The 19,046-nt window shown below is 47.8% G+C and carries 19 protein-coding genes and 1 tRNA gene; 14 read left to right on the forward strand and 6 right to left on the reverse strand.

All coding sequences use genetic code 11. The annotated features are described in order from the left end of the window. Window positions 1-1,065: a Ni-sirohydrochlorin a,c-diamide reductive cyclase catalytic subunit gene (gene cfbD, locus M0R30_RS09965; protein ID WP_292546392.1), complete on the forward strand. Its 1,065-nt coding sequence runs from the start codon at window positions 1-3 to the stop codon at window positions 1,063-1,065. Continuing rightward, window positions 1,062-2,438 (forward strand): Ni-sirohydrochlorin a,c-diamide synthase, encoded by a 1,377-nt coding sequence (gene cfbB / locus M0R30_RS09970; protein WP_292546394.1) that lies wholly within the window; start codon window positions 1,062-1,064, stop codon window positions 2,436-2,438. Before cfbD ends, cfbB begins: the two co-directional genes overlap by 4 nt. Window positions 2,439-2,456: 18 nt before the next feature. Here the strand turns inward: cfbB and M0R30_RS09975 are convergent, their stop codons facing one another. Then, window positions 2,457-3,032: a hypothetical protein gene (locus M0R30_RS09975; RefSeq protein ID WP_292546396.1), complete on the reverse strand. Its 576-nt coding sequence runs from the start codon at window positions 3,030-3,032 to the stop codon at window positions 2,457-2,459. A gap of 6 nt (window positions 3,033-3,038) precedes the next feature. Next, on the reverse strand, window positions 3,039-3,707 hold the full coding sequence (locus M0R30_RS09980; protein WP_292546398.1) for a PAS domain S-box protein: 669 nt from the start codon (window positions 3,705-3,707) through the stop codon (window positions 3,039-3,041). Between the two features lie 395 nt (window positions 3,708-4,102). On the opposite strand from M0R30_RS09980, the gene ilvE reads away from it, so the two are divergent. The 3 genes from ilvE to M0R30_RS09995 all read left to right on the forward strand — a co-directional run bounded on the left by ilvE (window position 4,103) and on the right by M0R30_RS09995 (window position 6,480). Beyond that, a complete protein-coding gene (ilvE, locus tag M0R30_RS09985; protein WP_292546400.1) occupies window positions 4,103-4,975 on the forward strand; it encodes a branched-chain-amino-acid transaminase in 873 nt (290 codons plus the stop codon). 119 nt (window positions 4,976-5,094) lie between these two features. Beyond that, window positions 5,095-5,169 (forward strand) — tRNA-Glu (locus tag M0R30_RS09990). A gap of 90 nt (window positions 5,170-5,259) precedes the next feature. Next, a complete protein-coding gene (locus M0R30_RS09995; RefSeq protein WP_292546402.1) occupies window positions 5,260-6,480 on the forward strand; it encodes a tyrosine-type recombinase/integrase in 1,221 nt (406 codons plus the stop codon). On the opposite strand, the gene M0R30_RS10000 is transcribed toward M0R30_RS09995, so the two are convergent. Further along, window positions 6,466-7,272: a hypothetical protein gene (locus tag M0R30_RS10000; RefSeq protein ID WP_292546404.1), complete on the reverse strand. Its 807-nt coding sequence runs from the start codon at window positions 7,270-7,272 to the stop codon at window positions 6,466-6,468. The two genes, M0R30_RS09995 and M0R30_RS10000, sit on opposite strands and share 15 nt — an antisense overlap. 408 nt (window positions 7,273-7,680) lie before the next feature. Here M0R30_RS10000 and M0R30_RS10005 point away from each other — a divergent pair, with 408 nt between their 5' ends. Both M0R30_RS10005 and M0R30_RS10010 read left to right on the forward strand, forming a co-directional pair. Further along, window positions 7,681-8,058 (forward strand): hypothetical protein, encoded by a 378-nt coding sequence (locus tag M0R30_RS10005; protein ID WP_292546406.1) that lies wholly within the window; start codon window positions 7,681-7,683, stop codon window positions 8,056-8,058. A 63-nt stretch (window positions 8,059-8,121) separates the two neighbouring features. Next, entirely contained in the window at window positions 8,122-8,493 is a 372-nt protein-coding gene (locus M0R30_RS10010; protein ID WP_292546408.1) for a hypothetical protein, read from the forward strand. Between the two features lie 74 nt (window positions 8,494-8,567). On the opposite strand, the gene M0R30_RS10015 is transcribed toward M0R30_RS10010, so the two are convergent. Next, the gene (locus M0R30_RS10015; protein ID WP_292546410.1) at window positions 8,568-9,146 is read right to left on the reverse strand and encodes a hypothetical protein; all 579 of its coding nucleotides are present in this window, start codon (window positions 9,144-9,146) and stop codon (window positions 8,568-8,570) included. Window positions 9,147-9,159: 13 nt separating this feature from the next. Beyond that, a complete protein-coding gene (locus tag M0R30_RS10020; protein WP_292546412.1) occupies window positions 9,160-10,536 on the reverse strand; it encodes a DnaJ domain-containing protein in 1,377 nt (458 codons plus the stop codon). Window positions 10,537-10,775: 239 nt separating this feature from the next. Between M0R30_RS10020 and M0R30_RS10025 the strand changes: the two genes are divergently transcribed. Further along, a complete protein-coding gene (locus M0R30_RS10025; RefSeq protein ID WP_292546414.1) occupies window positions 10,776-11,027 on the forward strand; it encodes a hypothetical protein in 252 nt (83 codons plus the stop codon). A 427-nt stretch (window positions 11,028-11,454) separates the two neighbouring features. Further along, complete coding sequence (locus M0R30_RS10030) at window positions 11,455-12,681, forward strand: site-specific integrase (protein ID WP_292546416.1); 1,227 nt, start codon at window positions 11,455-11,457, stop codon at window positions 12,679-12,681. A gap of 15 nt (window positions 12,682-12,696) precedes the next feature. On the opposite strand, the gene M0R30_RS10035 is transcribed toward M0R30_RS10030, so the two are convergent. After that, window positions 12,697-13,704 (reverse strand): hypothetical protein, encoded by a 1,008-nt coding sequence (locus tag M0R30_RS10035; protein ID WP_292546418.1) that lies wholly within the window; start codon window positions 13,702-13,704, stop codon window positions 12,697-12,699. 734 nt (window positions 13,705-14,438) lie between these two features. Between M0R30_RS10035 and M0R30_RS10040 the strand changes: the two genes are divergently transcribed. The 5 genes from M0R30_RS10040 to M0R30_RS10060 all read left to right on the forward strand — a co-directional run bounded on the left by M0R30_RS10040 (window position 14,439) and on the right by M0R30_RS10060 (window position 19,036). Beyond that, window positions 14,439-14,819 carry a hypothetical protein gene (locus tag M0R30_RS10040; RefSeq protein ID WP_292546420.1) on the forward strand — a complete coding sequence of 127 codons (381 nt, stop codon included), beginning with the start codon at window positions 14,439-14,441 and terminating at the stop codon, window positions 14,817-14,819. 63 nt (window positions 14,820-14,882) lie between these two features. Next, window positions 14,883-15,143 (forward strand): hypothetical protein, encoded by a 261-nt coding sequence (locus tag M0R30_RS10045; RefSeq protein ID WP_292546422.1) that lies wholly within the window; start codon window positions 14,883-14,885, stop codon window positions 15,141-15,143. A 33-nt stretch (window positions 15,144-15,176) separates the two neighbouring features. Further along, window positions 15,177-16,625, forward strand: a complete 1,449-nt coding sequence (locus tag M0R30_RS10050; RefSeq protein ID WP_292546424.1) for a hypothetical protein — start codon at window positions 15,177-15,179, stop codon at window positions 16,623-16,625. After that, entirely contained in the window at window positions 16,618-17,427 is an 810-nt protein-coding gene (gene grpE, locus M0R30_RS10055) for a nucleotide exchange factor GrpE (protein WP_292546426.1), read from the forward strand. The genes M0R30_RS10050 and grpE overlap by 8 nt, the downstream gene beginning before the upstream one ends. Continuing rightward, window positions 17,405-19,036: an Hsp70 family protein gene (locus M0R30_RS10060; protein WP_292546428.1), complete on the forward strand. Its 1,632-nt coding sequence runs from the start codon at window positions 17,405-17,407 to the stop codon at window positions 19,034-19,036. Before grpE ends, M0R30_RS10060 begins: the two co-directional genes overlap by 23 nt. The last annotated feature ends 10 nt before the right edge of the window (window positions 19,037-19,046 follow it).

The following is a 19,046-nucleotide window of genomic DNA, read 5'->3' on the forward strand; positions in this document are numbered from 1 at the left end:
ATGAAGTACATGCACCCCCGCCCGAGTTCGATCGTTGCCGCCCTCTATACTGCCCGCGACCTCAAGGCCGATGTCGCGATCCTGCACGGCCCCTCCGGCTGCTCGTTCAAGCACGCCCGGCTACTGGAGGAGGACGGCATGCGGGTCCTCACCACCTCCCTTGCCGACAACGAGTTCATCTTCGGCGGCCAGAAACCACTCGAAGACGTGCTCCGGTATGCCGAGGACACGTTCCACCCGGAACGCATGGCGGTCGTGGGTACCTGCGTTGCGATGATCATTGGCGAAGACCTCCAGTCAGCCATTGAAGGGTCGGGGATCACTACACCGACCATTGCCGTGGATATCCATGCCGGATATATCGAGAACATCGCCGGCGTGATCTCGACACTCGAAGCGGCCTGCGAGGCCGGCTGGATCACGGAAGAGGAACTGACCCGGCAGCGGTACATGATGAACAAGGCAAACGAGGTCGAGCGTTTGCGGGGTGCCGCCTCACAGCCGTACATCGAAGCCTCCCGCGGCGACCTCAAGCATAAAGCTGCACAGGAACTCCTCCGGCTTACACGTTCCGGCGCAAAAGGGGTCGCGATCCTGAACGCGAAGAAGGAGACCGCGTACATGTTTGTCGATGCGCTTGTCGCGCTCCATGACGTCTGCCCGGACGCGGACGTGACCTACATCGTCAACCTGGAACAGCGAGGACTTCCCAAGACCCGGGCGGACGCGGAGCGGATCGCAACGGAACTTGCGGCCCGCGGCGTGAAGGCGGAACTGGTCGGGGCGCTGGACGAGTACGGCGCAAACGGCGATGCACTGGGGAGACGGATCCAGGAGATCCGGCCCTCATTCGCACTGATCACCGGTGTCCCCCACGCGATCCCGCCGGAGTTCACGAACGGGATCGAGTGCTTCTCCATCACGAACGGCCCGCGGCAGGTGGCACCGCTCCGCGCAATCGGGCACCGGCACGTGATGGTCGAGATCGACCTGCACCCGAAGACCCTCGGCGTCCGCTCGATTGTGGAGAGCGAGTTCGGGGCGGTCCTCCGGAGCCTCACATGAAGGCCGTCCTGATCACCGGTGACCGTTCCGGCAGCGGCAAGACCAGCATTACGCTCGCCCTTGCGGCCCTCCTCTCGAAGAAGAACAAGGTCCAGACCTTCAAGGTCGGGATGGACTACATCGACCCGTCGTACCTTGCAGCGGTCTCGCACCGGCCCTGCCGGAACCTTGACAGCTTCACGCTCAATAACGATCAGGTGCAGGGCATCTTCCGGTTCGGGTGCCGGGGCGCTGACATCGCCCTTGTTGAAGGAGTCCGGGGACTGTACGAAGGCGCAGAAGCACTGGACGACACCGGCAGCACGGCAGCCATTGCAAAGGCACTCGACCTGCCGGTCGTGCTCGTGGTCTCGGCCCAGAGCATCACGCGGAGTGCCGCCGCAATTGTCAAAGGGTTCCAGACATTCGACCCGAAGGTCCGGATCGCAGGGGTCATTCTCAACAACATCAAGGGCGGGTCCCACAAGGCAAAGGCTGTTGCGGCAATCGAGCATTACTGCAACGTACCGGTCATAGGCGCCATCCCCCGCATGGAGGAGATGCAGCTCGCGATGCGCCACCTCGGCCTTGTCCCGTACCGCGAGGGTTCCGGGCGGGGCGACTTCGATGCACGCATCGACACGATCACAAACATGATCGGGCAGTACGTTGACCTTGACCGGCTCCAGTCCCTGATGAAAGAGATCCATCCTGCCGGTGACACGCCCACACTCTTCGACAAAATCCCTGCACCCGACATAAAAATCGGGGTTGCACTGGACGAGGCCTTCAATTTCTATTATGCCGACCTCTTCGATATCCTCGCGACCTGTGGAGTAAAGACCGTCCCGTTCAGCCCGGTCCACGACCGGCTCCCGGACGCGGACGGCTACATCATCGGCGGGGGATACCCGGAACTCTTTACAAAGGAACTCGAAGCGAACGACCGGATGCGGGAGGCCGTCCGCGAGATCTCCCGGAACGGCACGCCCGTATATGCCGAATGCGGGGGGCTGATGTACCTGACCGGGCGCATGGTGCTGAAGAAAGGCTGGCAGGGCAGTGCTGACGAGCAGACCTCGGCAATGTGCGGTGTATTCAGAGGTGAGACCCGGATGCCGGCCAAGCGTGTTGTCAGTTACGTGGAGGGCACAAGCGGCCCGGATTCCCCGATGGGCAGCGCACCGTTCCGCGGCCACGAGTTCCACTATTCCGAGGTCGTGCTGGGCAACGACACCAAGTTTTCTTATACGCTCTCGCGGGGCATCGGCATCCGGGACAACCTTGACGGTGCCGTCTCCGGTAATACCATTGGCAGTTATACGCACCTGCACCCGGTGGCAAGTGCCGGGATGTTCCGGCACTTTGCGGAACTCTGCAGAAAAAAGATCTGACCGGCCGGCCCGGCAGCATTACAGGATACAGGTAGTTGTTCCCACATTTTCGTAGTCCATGATTTGATCCACAAATGAACTCATCTGTGACAATATCACGGGGTCGAGTCCTTTTTCGGCACAGAGAAAGACGCCGGATACATCAGAGAGTTTCAGCTTGTTGACAACAAAATGCAGGAATTTCGAGGCGATTACTGAAGGAATGTGGATGAGCAGCATGCTGACGGAATCGAACATGATGCATTTTTTCCCCGCGGGCATCTGTTTTATGAGTTCCGTGATGGCGATGCCAAGGTCGGTGAGGTTCGACGGGTTCGTGACGTATTTCACTTTCGGACCGGGGGTGCATTCCCCGCCGGAATACTGGGTCACTGCATCGATCACGTAATAGGCATCGGGGGTGATGCCTTCCTTTGCGTATATCTTGGCAAGGACCTTGTTGGGTTTGTTGACCGTAACGATAAGGGGGTTACAGCCACTTTCTATGATCTTTTTCATGACCAGCAGATTCATCTCCGGGACATTCTCCGGCTGGGCAAGCATGAGGCAGAGCGTGCTTTCTGCCGGTTCGTCCGCGTGTGTCTGTGCGTCCATCTGCGGTCACTTCTCTATCAGAAAGTCCCGGAACTCCGGGGGGATATCCGTGGGCTTTTCCCCGACCGCTTTTGCCTGGAGTTCTTCCAGGTTCTTTACGATCTGGCTCAAATTGTTGGCATGGAGCTGGAGCTGCATCCGGATATCCTCCGCGTCGTAGTCGCTGCCTGACACCAGGACTGCAAGCTGGTTAAAGTCCTCGTGCATCAGTTCCAGCGGTTTCTTGACCCGGAGGATCGATTCCGAGAGGTACGCGATGAGGGCGATATGGCGTTCCTCTGCCTTTTTCCGGTCGAGTATGTCGATGAAACTCTCGATCAGGTATTCCCTGCGGTTAATGCTAACCTTCGTCACGGTCTTGAGGATGGGGATCTTTTCGTCGTTCTTGTTGATGATTACCTGCTCCAGGTTGCGGACCTCCTGGTGAAGGTCGGTGGTGGGGCACTCCCCGCGCTTGACCGGGCAGAGAAACTCGTGGCACACGCTGCCGAGGAGTTCCTCCTTGCTCCTGCCGGTGATGAACTCGGCAAGAGGATTGGCGTCAACGATCCGGTGGGCTTCCGGGTCGATGATCAGGATGCCCGTCTGGATCTTCTCGAATATCTTCCGGAACACGTCGCCGGAAGGCAACGTGCAGGTGGGGTCGCTCATCAGTCCCAGGGATTTTTGTGTCATGCGAAGGTCACATCCCTTTCCGGCATGATACCGGCTGTAGTGTGAAATAACCTGCTGGATATATATCAACATTTGTGCTGCCCCGGGAGCGGTGCACATGCCGGTCCGGTTGACGGTGCACCCGAGGCCACTGTTCCGGCATCGGCGCCGGCTGATGGATCAGACCGGCCGGCCGCTCACTTCGTTCGCGTGCAGGTTATAAGCGTAACCAGCCAGTCGCTCCGCTCCCACGTCGCTTACTAACGTAAGCGACCGCTCGCTACGCTCGCGAGCTGGTTACTGGCGTAACCGGCCAGTCGCTCCGCTCCACGTCGCTTACTAACGTAAGCGACCGCTCGCTACGCTCGCGAATAAAAGAAAAAACTACAAAACCTCCGCCCCCCCATACACATTTCATGATCATTTATCTGGATGGGAAATACCTGCCGGAAGAACAGGCCCGGATCTCGGTCTTTGACCACGGGTTCCTGTACGGGGACGGGGTGTTCGAGGGGATCCGTTGTTATAATGGCAGGGTCTTCCGGCTAAAAGAGCACATCGACCGGCTCTATGACTCGGCAAAGACGATCGATCTCACGCCCCCGGTCCCAAAGGAAGAGATGATTGAGGCGATCTGCGAGACGCTCCGCAGGAACAACCTGACCGATGCCTATATCCGGCCGATCTTCACCCGGGGTGTCGGCGACCTCGGGCTTGACCCGCGGAAGTGCCCGAAGGCCTCGGCCGTTGTCATTGCCGTTACGTGGGGCGCAATGTACGGCGACCTGTACGAGAAGGGCCTGAAAGCCATCACGGTCTCGGTCCGGCGCAACCCGGCGGAGTGCCTGCCCCCGAATGTCAAGAGCCTGAACTACTTAAACAACATCCTTGCGAAGATCGAGGCGAACTACAAGGGCGGCGACGAGGCGATCTTCTTTGACACGAACGGCTACCTCTCGGAAGGTTCCGGTGACAACCTCTACATTGTCAAGAACGGCGAGATCATCGTGCCCCCCACGCTCAACAACCTCCGGGGGATCACCCGGCTGGTCGTGCTCGAGATCGCAAAATCGCTCGGCATCACGGTACGGGAGCAGAACCTCGGGTACTTCGACCTGTACACGGCCGACGAGCTGATCTGTTCCGGTACCGCAGCAGAAGTTGCCCCCATCACCTGGTGTGACGGGAGGACGATCGGTTCCGGGAAACCCGGCCCGGTATTCCGGCAGCTGGCCGCTGCATTCAAGCCCATAACCGAGAAAGAAGGCTACCCCATCAATAAGAAATAATTTTTTGTTGCTCTTTTCGTTTGCCGGATTTCCTCTCGGGCCCTGTTTGCCGGGACCAGCCGGATATGCTTGCTCCATAACCTATTTATGACGTTACGAGAAATTAGGTAGGACAGCGCGCTGCTATAGTGTAGTCCGGCCAATCATGTCGGCCTTTCACGCCGACGACTGGGGTTCGAATCCCCATAGCAGCATCTTCTTTTCAGACCAGAATCCCCAAAGGTTTTCCAACGCATTCTCCCAGCGTCAGCTTAATCCATATGCACACGGATTTCGCCGGTGCAATGAGAAAAGGGATTGATCCTGCACCCACCAGTCGAGACCGGGCATTCCACTGCCAGAAAGCGGAGTATGCAGATCATTCTATCGACAGGGCTACAGCAGAAAAACGCCTAACACCGGAAGATGCCCAATTGATCCGGGCATTTATCTCGGAGTTGAAAGCTACAAGGGGGATCAGTACCGGTCGGGCGAATAAGATCATTTTCACGCTCATCACGTGGAGACGGTACCTTCCACCCTTCAGAACTGCCTGCATTACCGATCTCTACTTGGGGATCAACAAACTGAAAGATGCAAGGATTCAGGGCCGGCCCTACAAGCAGAACACCCAGAGAGATTTTCTGAATTTCATCAAGCGATTTTTCCTCTGGATGATCAAGCACCAGTATTCCCTGCTAATGAAGGACGATATCCGGGAGATTAAGGTGCCCCGGACGGACACGATGACCAAAACCGCCGAGATGATGCTCAGCGATGATGAAGTCCATAAAATGATAGATGCCTGTATGAGCTCTCGTGACAGGGCATTGCTCGCGATGTTGTACGAAGGCGGTTTTCGTATCGAAGAGATTGGGACAATGACATGGGGCCAGATCAAGGTTGATGATTATGGTATCATCATCAATACCAACAAGAAGACTGAAAAGCCCCGGTACGTCCGGCTCGTAGCTGCTACGCCGTATTTCGCCCAATGGAAAAATGATTACCCGTATGCTATATCATCCGAAGGTCTGGTTTTCACGTCTCACAAGCGCCTTCCGCTCCGCTACGAGGGGATAGCTCTTCAGTTGAAAAAGATCGCAGCGCGCGCCGGTATTCGGAAGCGAATCACGCCGCATTTGTTCCGGCATTCGAAAATCACGTCGATGGTTCGGGAAGGGTATAACGAGACCATCATTAAAAAAATGATGTGGGGGAACATTCGGACGGGGATGTTCGAGACGTACTGCCACCTGTCGGATGCCGATGTTGATGATGAAGTTTTAGCCAAGCAGGGCATCCGCAGAAAGGACGAGAAGAAACAGCGAGCTATGGAGGCTCGCCAGTGTCCCCACTGTTCGACAGTGAATGCCCCCACCGATGAGTACTGCCGTACCTGTGCCAAACCCCTGACGGCAGAAATTGACCTGTCAATGGAAGAGATCAAACGAGAGATTGAGAAGACCCCGGAATTTGCAAAAATTATGGAAATGATCCGGCACAATATTTCAGTTGCCGGCTGATTTTTCTTTTTTCATATAGCGTTTTAACAGTGCAGGGAGTTTATCCGGTTGCGTCCGGGTTGTTGTATCCATCCCCATTACAGAATCCAGAATCCGTTTGTTTTCCGCCGTTTCTTTCCGCATTATCCCGAAAAGGAACATCTGAAGATCCCTTTCTACAACGCCATCCGGATTGGTTTCCATCCAGTCCTGAAAAATACAAAACCTGAACACTTCCAAGAGGCGGTTATCAGTACTTACTACCTCATTGGTATCGAAATTCAGAGAGAATTTTTGGCATACCCACCCGATGTTGCTTGATGGAGTATCCCATGGATATAGCGTCTCTGTGGTAACTGGATTAAGCAAACAGAACTTGAAGAACGTAGGGGAGGCCAGTAACAGAAGCTGGAGAAGTTCCTCATTCTTTTCCTCTCCTTCGAGAATCCGCTTGTCGATAATCAGTTCCCGGAGCCATGTGCTTTCCCGGAATTTTGGGCGGAGTTCCTCATAGTAATCAATACCATAGCATACCGTTCCTAGGTGATCAAAATCCCGGTATAATCGATAGCCGGTTCCTTTCCGCCATCGTGATCCTTCCGGACGGTAATCCTCAATCGCCTCGATAATTCCCTCTTCCACGAGCGCGTCCAGCTGTCTGCTGACATACCGGTACTTGTTATCGGTTGTACCGCTAAAACCGCAATAGTCGGCAATCCCGCCGGTGTTTGCCACATCGTTGTCAAGCAAGCACGCGACAATCAGCTTCTTGATATTCTTTTTCGGTTCCTTGCCCTTCGTATCTTCACTCATATAATCACGTTTCCCCATTACACCACAATATGAATAAACCTTGTGTTGTAATGACCCGTGATGCCGCCCGACGGAGATGCTGCTTAGGATAACGTCTGAAAGTCAAAAATGTGGACTAATCTATGCTGGATACCGCACTTTTTTTAGCATTCTTGTGATCTAAAAAAGCCCCATTTCTATCTCAAATTTTGAAAATACGTTATAAATGAGCCTTATTTGGGAAGAGGACTAATAAGTAATTGTTGAGTTACATGCCAAAAATTACCCTGAACCAATTACAGCATCTGCCTGAACTGCATCGGCTCGTTTGCGAACAGTTGATTCGGAAGGGATCGTGGCAGCTGATCTTGGACGCCGAAGAAAAACCGTCAGATCTTGATGTAATCCCAATCTCAATGAGGTGAAACGATGGGAACGGGTTTGCGCGGGTACGGGTGGTACAAGTGGGACTTGCTGATGGAGGTCTACTATGCGTTTGAAGCAACGGAATTTACCTACGCGGCAGCGGCCATGCTCCCCGGGTTCGACAGAAAGACGTACATGTCTCTGTATTACGACGGGTTAATCCTCAAAAAAGCCCAGGGGCTGCCTTCCAAATGGAAACTGAGCGATGCTGCCATCAGCTCAATTATCGGGAGCAACCTGCCTGATGATGCTGAGTTGGAATCGGAGATTACTCTCCAAGCCCCTCGCCGCTCCAAACGCGCTTTACTACATTCCGAGGCATTTGTCCAACAGATCCTCGAAGCGGTTGATTTTTTTTCAAAGCCTGAGGTGATATCATGAAATGAGCAGCAAGTCGAAAACACGGTTTGATCGATATTTGACTAATGTTAAAAGGTGGTAACGATGGGTGATGCAAAAAACAAACTAGAACTACAAGTCAACGACCTTGTTCTCATGAACGTCGTTGGTGTTGGAGAGGACGGGCCAATCTTCGGGGTCATTGACCGAGTAGGAACAATGGAGCTCCTTGGAGAGGAGGCCGTAACATCTCCGGTAGTGGAGAGCACAAACGAACAGGCAACGACAAAGACCGCAGAAGCTGAAAAGCCGGGAAACGAGGGAGGTTCCTCAGGACAGGTGGCTACCTCGGTAATTGCTGAATTGGAAGCCCGGCGGGCTGCTCTGGATGCTGCGATTCAGGAGTTGAAGCGGGGCGATGGAATCAAAGATATTCCACAATTACAACCAGATTCTGTTATACCACCAACACAATAGCAAGTGTGATAGACTGATTATTAATCATGCAAATTTTTAGCGAGCAAAATTATTTAGATAATTAAAATTTTTTATTATTTAAGTAATCTTATTTTTGCAAAACACACCACAGTTTTCTTCGAATCTGCCCCATCATTAAGGAATTGTGCATTCTCAACAACAAGGTAATACTTTCCTTGCGCAGGAAGCTGATAATTACGAGTGAATGCTACTACGTTCTTTTGAATGGTTCCCTTAAATGAGGCTTTGTTTCCCTTTTCAAATCCATTCAGGTATATGTCGAGATTTTCCTGATCCATAATTAGAACATCAACCGGGGAGGTACAAGATGAGACGTTTATCGAAAATGTATACCCCTTATCCCCGGCAAGGAGGTAATACTCTACGTGATCGTATTCAACAACAATCATCCTTGATAAAATGGGGATCGAATCGACAACCGATGTATCAGCAACATCTGTCTCGGGTACATAAGTACTCATATGCTGAACACCTTTAACAGCAACAACAGCGGCCTTAGACTCAACCGCTGATTCTGCAACTCTCGCACATCCCGCTGAGAAAATGAAAAACAGTACCAGAATAACACATGCAATCGACATTAAACCCTTTTGATTTTTAGTAATCATACAGTTTGTTTTGGAAAAGACCATTTCATTTTCTCCATTAATTGCCTTTAAATGAATTCAAAACCCCGTCAAATAGGACTTGAGCATCATCCTGACTCTTGTAACTTGCAGTCAGTATCATAAAAGTTCGTTGACTCGGAAGATCCTCCCATATGGCCATGAAATTATAACTCATTTTCCCATTCTCTGTCATATCATGGCCATTCATCGTCACAAAATACACTGTATTTCCAGAATGTGTTGTCGTTTGAATTGAACTCATTTGGAGATCTGGGTTTTCTGCAAGGAGCTCAGTATACAGTGATGCAAATATCTTTTGAGCGGAATCACGCGATAATGAATCCTCTTTTAGGAACCATAGAACCCCAATCCCTTCATCATCAGAATTGTCGAATTGAAGCATTCCGTTATAATATGTTGCCTCTGAATACCCTTCGGCACTCGTGTTTAATGGAAGAGATGAAGGGTGGTTAAAGGATATCCCATAATTCGAGTATTTCACCCACTGATAGTTCGAATCACTTCCCGCCATCCCAAAAATAAATGCTGCAAAAATTGACAATACGATTGTTATTGCAATGGGAGCACCGATAATTGCGGCAGCCCACGATAACACACCCCAATTTTCACTTGCAGGATGTGCTTTCTTGATAATCCAGTAGATTACATAGGTGATGATTAAAAAAATAATATACATTATAATAAAAACAATCAATGCCGTAACTATAGATGCGATACTAAAAGATACACCGTCCTTAATCTGACTAGTTAAAGTGGTGATGAATGCGAAAATCGCGGATAATCCTGCTACAACGTTAACACCGGTTGTTGATCTTTCTGATGATCCCTCATGAGAAGTCGATTTGACTGAGTTATCAGTACGTTGAATTTTTTTCAGGGTAATATTTCGATTTGTTGTGGCCATTGCATAATTTGGATCGATCCTTAATGCACGCTCATAAGCTACAATTGCCTCTTGATATTTACCGAGATTATCAAGGGCTACCCCTTTATTGTTCCAGATAACTTGGTCTTCTGGAGTTTTCGAAAGAATGATATTATATACAGAAACTGCCTCTGCATATTTCCCAAGTTGAAAAAGAATGGAGCCTTTCCCTTTTAATGCATCAATGTTACTTGGTTTAAGGGCAAGGACAGACTCAAACATCGAGAGAGCTTCTGCGTATCGTTTAGCCTTTATTAGATCCTCACTTGATTTCATTAGTGTGGAGACCGTTCTTTGGTCTTCCATCAGAGCCTCATATGCTTCATTAATCTTTTTAAATCTCTCCTCTGAACCTCGTTCCTTGCATACATCTGGGTGATACCTTTTTACAAGGTTTCGGTAAGTATTTTTAATCTCATTATCATCAGCATCACGAGACACACCAAGAATTGAATAATAGTCAATCATAGCAATCAATTTGATAAATATTCGAAAAATGCCGTCAGATATCTCCCTTCAAAATTCATAGAATGCATCTTTCTTTGAGGAGCGCGAAAATAAACTGGAATTTTTCCATTTTTTTGTTTTATTTATTGAGATCATATTCATAAGAAAGGTGAACGTTTTCAATAAAAATAAAGGTATTCAATTGAATCCCACATGACCTACATAAGGTGATATTGAAATATGCCAAGTATTTTTTGATAATGCCACGACAGAAAGGAAAGTCAAAAAACCAACTAAGTTATCGCATTCCTTCTGATGTAGAATTAAAAATGGATAAACTAATTGCAAATAAGGAATTCAACACTCGATCTGATATTATTTCAACAGCAATTCGCTTTTATTTGGATCATCGAGAGTTCAATATTGAGGAAGAAATTGAAAGTTATCTCAATTCTGAAAAAGGTGAGAGGTATATTAAAAACCAAATTGAAAAATGCCAAAATGCCACATAGCTTTCTCCTCTTTTGTAATAAGTAAAATATAGAACCGGGATATACCGATATTGATCATATTTGTAATACATTTATCCACTATTATCGACCGTATCTCTCCGTATATTTCACGTCGGAGTGATCACATAAAAATTTCATACACTTATACCTACATTTACTCTGGTTATAGGGAAATCATGAAAAAAATATTGAGTACAATACGTTTTTCTCCGTTCTTGTTATCAGCCAAGAAAAAATGCAGTCTCCAAAAGTGTTAATATGATCACAAGCTGATTGTAATCTGAGCCAAAGGAGGTTCACATTTATGAAAAAAGGCCAGAATCAGGGGGATTCTGGTTCTGAAAAAAATCGCTCCATAGCAGCATCCTTTTCTCAGGTTAGAGTCCCTAAGGATACCTTTTTCCGTACGATCACGAACACGTCTGACGTGACACCGGCACGAAAACAGCAGGCACCAACCCGGCATATGCGTCCGTTCCACAATCCGAAGACCGTGTATGCCGATCACTCCATCACTAACGCCACCAGCCGGGGAAAACTGACCGCTGACGATGCCCGGCTGATCCGTGAGTTCATCGCAGAGATCAAGGCCACAAAAGGCATCGGGGCCGGGAGGGCCAACAAAATCATTTTCACGCTTGTCGGATGGCGGGGTTTCATCGGCCCGTTCCAGGCGAACACGATATCTGACCTGTACCTCGGCGTCGAGAGATTGCGGGAAGCCCGGCAATACAACGGCGCCCCGTATAAGCAGAATACCCGACGGGATTTTTTATTGATCCTGAAGAGGTTTTACCAGTGGTTAGTGGCAAATGGGTACTCATCCGTACCTCCTGACAAGATCAACCAGATCAAGGCACCTGCCAGTGACAGAATGACCAAGACGGCCCAGATGATGCTGACGGAAGAGGAGATCCGTGCCATGATCGAAGCCAGCCAGAATTCGAGGGACAGAGCGATCATCGCGACGTTGTACGAAGGCGGGTTCAGGTGTGAGGAGATTGGCCGGCTTACGTGGGCACAAATAAAATTTGACGAGTACGGCGCGGTCGTCAACGTCGACGAGAAGACCGGGCGGCCGAGATACATCCGTCTCATCTCATCCAAACCATATCTCATTCAGTGGCAGAACGATTATCCCTTTGCGGCCACACCCGATGCGCTGGTCTTCATCTCCTTCCAGCGTCTGCCGCTCCAGTATGCCGCCGTTGCAATGCAGCTCCGGAAAATCAGTAAACGCGCGGGCATTCAGAAGAAAATCACGCCGCACCTGTTCAGACATTCCAGAATCACCGAGATGATCAGGAAAGGGTATAATGAATCGACCGTCAAGAAAACCATGTGGGGTAACATCAACACAACGATGTTCCCGACATATCTTCATTTGACCGACGAAGATATCGACAATGATGTTCTCGCGATGCAAGGTATAACAAAAAGAGACCAGCATCGTTCAGTTGCCATGGACGTGCAGGAGTGCCGGAACTGCCATACTATCAATGCCCCGACGTACCGGTTCTGTGAATCGTGCGGGAAGCCCCTGAACGATGATGTCCAGATGAGCATGGAGCGCCTGAAACATGATATTGAGCACACTGCTGAGTACCGGATGATGCTGGAGGTTATCCAGCAGAAACTGGCAGCGGGAGCTTAACTTTTTTTCAAGAAATTATTGTTTGAGGAAGGTCCTGCCCTTCTCATGACTGATTCCCAAATCCTCCCTGAGGCTCAGGAGTATCTCTGCGGGCTTGACCCGAAGCCGTGGATTCTGAAACCCACCATCCTTGGTCTTTTCCACGGCGTCCCGATATGCAGCAAGCTTTGCAAGCACGGGTTCAGGAATCTGGTTATTATTTTTCCTGCTGGCATCGACTATCCCTGTCAACAATTCTGACATTGCTATCGAGTTGAGATAATCGGTAATCTCGTTTTTATACCGCACCCGTTTCAAGAGCATCTTCTTCAAAAACTCCCGAGTTTTTTCGGGCACCTCGTGCAACATCATCTTATCGAGGTTTTCTTTGAACATGCAGTAGATAAACAGGTCATAAACCGCAGCATTTGAAAGATAATACTGAGCTAAGACGGGATCATAAAGTCCTGTATCCCGGGATCTGATCATCGGCTGGAGGAACAATGGTTTCAAGGTCAGGATGAGATTACTTGATATTTCATACTGGAGACATAACTCGAAAAAAACCCTGGACATCTTTAACATGGTTAAAAGATCTTTTTCAGATATTTTCTCCGACTTGTAAAACCGCTGCTCGTAAATGAACTCAGCTATCCAGTCACTGTCCCGCATATCTTCTTGTATACTAACGAATTCAGGATCGTTGTAGATTGCCCACAGGACACGAAAATTTCGTTTGATGGAATAAACCGGCCCCATCCCCTTGAAGGGATCTTTTGCCCCGGAATGAATTTTCTTTTCAATATATCCCCGGTCTTTAAGATTTTTCAGGGGGCGCCAGATATGCGAATATTTGTCTTTTCCTTTGCCATCGAGTTCGCACATTTCCGTGATATGACTGACAGCCATGGCCTCATAACAAAAGAGCAAACGCATGATCTGTTGCCGGCGTTTCTGGTTCTCTCTTTTACTGGTCTTGTCCTCTTTTTGTGACAAGTCCTGTTCAGGTACTAATTCATCATCGGGTTCTCCTTCTTCAGACATATGAACACCATTTAGATATTTTCTGTTGATAATCCCAATTAAACCTACAAACTATTAAACATTATGTTTAGATTTTTAACAATTTTAACTTATCTAATATCTACAAATTCTTTTAAATTTGCAATTGGACACAAATTTCTTGCATATTTCAAAAAATACGTCAATATCCGCCAATAAATTATTGCCCCCGAGCTAAGTCTCCTTGGGAACACGATGAAAACGAGGCAGGTAACCTTCGAACAGCGGGCACATCTCGATGACCTACATCGGCTCGTCCTGGATGAACTTTGCCAGCGTTATCCCGACGAATGGGAGCTCGTTGATTCGGTCCCCCCGTCCGCCAAAGGCAGACGGATAAAACCAAGATAGCGGAGGGATTGAGGATTCCAACGGGATTACGAGGCTTTGCGGCCTCCACACGCGATGCAGTTTTTAAGATCAGAGAGGTGTTTGGCAGCTCAGAATTCCATTATCGTCACGCCATTGAGAGATGCCACATCACCCGCAAGCAGTTTGGAAAACTCCGGACTGACGGCATCCTGGTTAAGAATGGAAGCCACTGGCCTGCACGTTGGAGACTTGCTCAGCGATATCTCTCGACACCGCCTGAGCCACACCCTTCCACCTCTCTTACGGAAGTGAAATGATTGACAGAAAAAAGTGTAGATAATGAGGTTACACTCCGGTGTAAGCCAAAGGATCCCTCGGATCCTGAAACGTTAGTTTGTCGAATAGTGTCAGGGCCGGCAACTTCCGTAAAGGAGCCGGCTCCTGAAGCGTTGTCAAAGACCCCGCAGCCCAATCCCCCTGTCGCAGACACGCGGGCACCGGTTATTTCCGACAATTCCCTTCAGCAGGATGACGTGACACTGACCGTGCGCAGAGTAAAGAGGGACGGGAAGGTTGTTATTGAAGTCTTTGAGCCGGATGCATGCCCTGTGAAAACAGCGGACACATCATCCGGTTCCAAGCCCGAACCCAATCACACCGCTGATGAGCAGAAGAGACTTGAGCTCACGGGATGTGATGGGAAGCACTGTACCATATCCAAGTTCAAGGCATTCAAAAAGAAGAAGCAGGCCATTAAGGATGCCAAGGGCGGGGGAGGGGAGTGATACCCATCTCCTTCCTTTGGACATTCCATCGGGTTTGTTTTAGTGAGAATAAGAGGTGTAGCAATGGCTCTGTGTCGCCCGTATTGTAAGGATATTATTTCAAATGGATATGTTTATAGATCATTAAATAAATTATTAACTACTATGGGAGATGAAGGCGGGGCAATTGGGATAATTATTGCTGCTATTATCATTGTGATAATTGTTGTTATGATCATTTCAGTGATCATTGCGATTAGTGCCGTTATTGGAACTTTGTTTGGGGGAGGCACTGCAGTATCTAATTATTATAAATCTTTTCGTAGTAATGTAGCACTTCGGTAACTATGGAAAATTTATTTTATTGATGTGATTCTCATGATAATTCAACCTGCACGTAAAAGCTATTATTTTGAAAAGGGGTATACGGACTTATTTAATACAATTAAAGGCGCCTGGACAAATAACAAGACATCAGCAACTCATTATTGGTCCGAACTAAAAAATGTAAATAGTAATCCCAATTGTAGTGGATGGGAAAAACTTTTCAAATCCGTATTATATATATTCGCAACACTCGCTGTTGTAATCGTTGGTACAATTGTTACGATCTTAATAAGCATCATCCACATTCTCGTATTAATCTGTGTAATGATTTTAATATATATAGGATTTTCAATAATTTGGGGAATTGATCGAATTTATCTTATCCGGAACCGGATTTTTTCACCGTGCACAGTTTGTACTAAGAGTTCAGAATTCCTCATTCCAACGTATTTATGCCCAAAATGCGGGAGAGAACATACAAGATTAACACCAGGCGTTTATGGGATCCTCAAACGCGAGTGTAACTGTGGCACGTTGCTTCCAACAACGTTTTTCAATGGCAGGAAAGATCTAAAAGCGATATGCCCAAATCCAGAATGTAAAGCCCCGATTTATGGTAGAGAGTCGATGCCGATATGTATACCTGTTGTTGGTGGGCCAGCGGTTGGGAAAACCGTTTTTATTACGGCGTTCGTAAAGAAATTTGTTGAATCGATTGTTCCTGCAAGCAATTGGGAGATTGAGCAATATAGTCCAGAAAAAGAAAAACTTATTGAGAGTATCATAAAAAATTACAATGACGGCAGAGTTACTAAGACTATCGATAGAAGTGCCATCACATTTAATTTTTTTCTGAAAAGTAAAAACGGTCTTTGGCATACTGAAAAATTATTTTTTATTTATGATATAGCTGGTGAAGTATTCGGCGGAGAAATTGAAGACCGATTACAAAAGCAATATTTGTATTGTCATGGAGTTGTTTTTATCATTGACCCCTTTTCAAGTCCGGATGTCATGAACGATTATTCATCAAAAATCTCTCCTTCAGATATAACACAAATTAGCCAAACTAATCCAAATGATGCATTGGATATTTTTATTCAGAAACTTCAAGACATTGCCGGGCTTTCTCCAAGTGATCTTTCAAAAGTTCCAATTGCGGTTGTTATAAATAAAACAGATATTGCGGGATTACATAGCGTATTCGATAAAACTGCTCTAACAGAAATTATCACAAGAACACCAAAAAAGAAGCTTAACTATAGTGATGCTCAAGATGTAGCTTGTAGAGAATTCCTTAAAAGGAATGGAATGGGGAATCTGGTTCAAACAATTGAGATGAAATTTAAAACTCACAAATTTTTTGATTGTAGTGCCTTGGGCCACTCAATTGGGCAAGGATCGTTTAAACCATTGCATGTCATGGATCCAATGAGATGGCTTCTTTCAAAAATTGATAAGGATATTGCAAAAAGTTGGAGGCAGCCTGAAGATGACTGAACAAGGCAGTTCACAAGAGGATCTGACAGATGCTGAGATCCTTCCCGATAAGAAAGGAGGCTTTCCTGAAAACGAGATTCTCGACTCCCCTCCACGAGATAATATAAATCCTGATACAACCACTGGATCCCCCTCTCCAATTAGTGGATCAGGTACCCATCAGGCTCCGGATGTGAAACCTGATCATGAGTTTTCTTGTCAGACCCCCGGCAGCGAAGAAAAACTTTTAGGACAGATCCAAAAGTTACAGCAGGCACTGGCAGAATCAGCCCGACGTGAAGAGGAGCTGGTTCACTTGGTAAATGAACAGAACCGGTTGTTCAAGGTCCGTTTCTCCCAGGATGAACAGAAAGAGAAGATGATTGACAAAATGCATGAGGAATTACAGAAACTGAAATCAGATCTCTACAAAAATCTGGTCAGGCCTGTTCTGGGGGATGTACTTCGTATCAGGGATAATATGCGCAGGATGGAAACAGATCTTAATAAAAAATATCCTGATGGTATGGTTCCAATCAAGATTTTTTCAGATTATAGTCTTGATCTGGCAGATTTACTCGAAGATCATGGCGTTGAGATTTTTGAAGAAAAGGCCGGGACACCATTCATTCCGATAAAACAAAAAGTGATCACCCGCGTTGCAACCGGCAACAAGGAACTCACCGGGATTATTAGCCGTACTATATGCAGTGGCTACATATATAATGGCCAAGTAATCTCTCCACAAAAAGTGGATGTATATTATTTCGAAGAACCAAAGCAAAACGTTGATCCTGGTGATGAGACAACTCAACCGAATTAAGGAGGAAAACATGTCTGAATTATTAAAGCTGTTTGGCATTGATCTTGGGACTACCTATTCCTGTATTGCATATGTCGATGAAACCGGAAGACCTGTAATTGTGAACAATTCCGAAGGAACACCAACAACCCCTTCAGTTGTGTATTTTGAGTCAGCACAAAATATTGTTGTGGGGCAGGTCGCAAAGGATACCGCTGAGATTGAACCACAAAAGACTGTGCAATTTGTGAAGCGGCAGATAGGGAAGGTTAAGGAAGTATATAAGCTCGGAGAAAAACCGATCTCTCCTGAAGAGGTCTCATCGCATATTCTCAAAAAGGTTGCACAGGACGCAGAGAAGGAACTGGGGGCACCAGTGAAGGATGTGGTGATTACCTGTCCGGCATATTTTGGTGATGAGGAAAGGAATTCGACAAAAGACGCCGGAATCCTCGCAGGTTTCAATGTCCTTGCTATTATTAATGAACCCACCGCAGCTGCGCTTTCCTATGGTGCAACATTGGGTGGGGCAGAAAAAGTGCTTCTGGTTCTGGACCTTGGTGGCGGGACATTTGATGTCACCATCCTGAAAGTAGGAAAATCCATTGAAACTGTTTGTACGGGCGGGGATTACAACCTCGGTGGCAAGGACTGGGATGACAGCATTATCCGGTACCTCAAAGATGAGTTTTCAAACCAGACCGGGTGCACTGATGATATCACGGAGAATCTCGAAACCCTGCAATCATTACGGGCATCTGCAGAAAAGGCCAAAATACAGTTGAGCGGGAAAGAGACAACAACCATAACCGTCCAGCATGATGGAACACGAGCAAGGGTTGAACTCAGCAGGGAGAAATTCAATACCCTTACCGCAAACTTACTCAGCCAGGTCATTTCTCTGACAGATGATGTAATCAGACAAGCCCAGGAAAAAGGGATCAGTAAATTTGATGAGATAATCCTGGTTGGTGGGTCCTGCCGGATGCCTCAGGTTATGGAGGCTGTAAAAAGCAAATATGGGATGGATCCCAAACTGCAGGACCCTGATGCCGCTGTTGCCAAAGGTGCTGCTTTATATGCAGTCATGAAAAAGAAGGGGGAAATCGATTCCGCTCCCCCGTCTGAAAGTAAAGAGCCGATACCCAGCCTGCCTCCAATACGGTACGGAAATGGCGATCAGTTACCCACAATCACGGATGTTACAAGTAAGACGTTTGGTGTTGAAGCAGTCGATAAACAGAAAAAACCCTTCATCTCAAATCTGATTATGCGGGACACCTCCATTCCGACAGAAGTAAGCAGAACGTATGGAACCGTTGATCCCAACCAACCCTCTGTAAGCATTAAGATTTATGAACATGCGAGTTATGACTCTGAAATGGCTCTCCCAAAAGACGCTGAAAGCCTTGTAATTGGCCAGACAGAGCTTACCCTTCCCCCGAACCTGCCCGCGGGTGCACCGATTAAAATCACTTTCAAACTCAATGAAAATGGGATTTTGGAAATTTTTGCATTGGATCTTACCGGAAATCGTTCAGTAACTGCAACAATCGAACGAAAAAGCAGTCTTACCAAGGCCCAGCTGGATGAGATCAAGGAACGCAACAAAGGTATCATGGTTACCTGATCCATCTCCA

It is taken from the genome of Methanoregula sp., from assembly GCF_023227875.1.
GTDB lineage: Archaea > Halobacteriota > Methanomicrobia > Methanomicrobiales > Methanospirillaceae > Methanoregula.

Excerpts from the sequence above, each read along its gene's own strand:
- cfbD (WP_292546392.1), top strand. The coding sequence starts at position 1 with ATGAAGTACATGCACCCCCGCCCGAGTTCGATCGTTGCCGCCCTCTAT.
- cfbB (WP_292546394.1), top strand. The coding sequence starts at position 1,062 with ATGAAGGCCGTCCTGATCACCGGTGACCGTTCCGGCAGCGGCAAGACC.
- M0R30_RS09975 (WP_292546396.1), bottom strand. The coding sequence starts at position 3,032 with ATGGACGCACAGACACACGCGGACGAACCGGCAGAAAGCACGCTCTGC.
- M0R30_RS09980 (WP_292546398.1), bottom strand. The coding sequence starts at position 3,707 with ATGACACAAAAATCCCTGGGACTGATGAGCGACCCCACCTGCACGTTG.
- ilvE (WP_292546400.1), top strand. The coding sequence starts at position 4,103 with ATGATCATTTATCTGGATGGGAAATACCTGCCGGAAGAACAGGCCCGG.
- M0R30_RS09995 (WP_292546402.1), top strand. The coding sequence starts at position 5,260 with ATGAGAAAAGGGATTGATCCTGCACCCACCAGTCGAGACCGGGCATTC.
- M0R30_RS10000 (WP_292546404.1), bottom strand. The coding sequence starts at position 7,272 with ATGAGTGAAGATACGAAGGGCAAGGAACCGAAAAAGAATATCAAGAAG.
- M0R30_RS10005 (WP_292546406.1), top strand. The coding sequence starts at position 7,681 with ATGGGAACGGGTTTGCGCGGGTACGGGTGGTACAAGTGGGACTTGCTG.
- M0R30_RS10010 (WP_292546408.1), top strand. The coding sequence starts at position 8,122 with ATGGGTGATGCAAAAAACAAACTAGAACTACAAGTCAACGACCTTGTT.
- M0R30_RS10015 (WP_292546410.1), bottom strand. The coding sequence starts at position 9,146 with ATGGTCTTTTCCAAAACAAACTGTATGATTACTAAAAATCAAAAGGGT.
- M0R30_RS10020 (WP_292546412.1), bottom strand. The coding sequence starts at position 10,536 with ATGATTGACTATTATTCAATTCTTGGTGTGTCTCGTGATGCTGATGAT.
- M0R30_RS10025 (WP_292546414.1), top strand. The coding sequence starts at position 10,776 with ATGCCACGACAGAAAGGAAAGTCAAAAAACCAACTAAGTTATCGCATT.
- M0R30_RS10035 (WP_292546418.1), bottom strand. The coding sequence starts at position 13,704 with ATGTCTGAAGAAGGAGAACCCGATGATGAATTAGTACCTGAACAGGAC.
- M0R30_RS10045 (WP_292546422.1), top strand. The coding sequence starts at position 14,883 with ATGGCTCTGTGTCGCCCGTATTGTAAGGATATTATTTCAAATGGATAT.
- M0R30_RS10050 (WP_292546424.1), top strand. The coding sequence starts at position 15,177 with ATGATAATTCAACCTGCACGTAAAAGCTATTATTTTGAAAAGGGGTAT.
- grpE (WP_292546426.1), top strand. The coding sequence starts at position 16,618 with ATGACTGAACAAGGCAGTTCACAAGAGGATCTGACAGATGCTGAGATC.
- M0R30_RS10060 (WP_292546428.1), top strand. The coding sequence starts at position 17,405 with ATGAGACAACTCAACCGAATTAAGGAGGAAAACATGTCTGAATTATTA.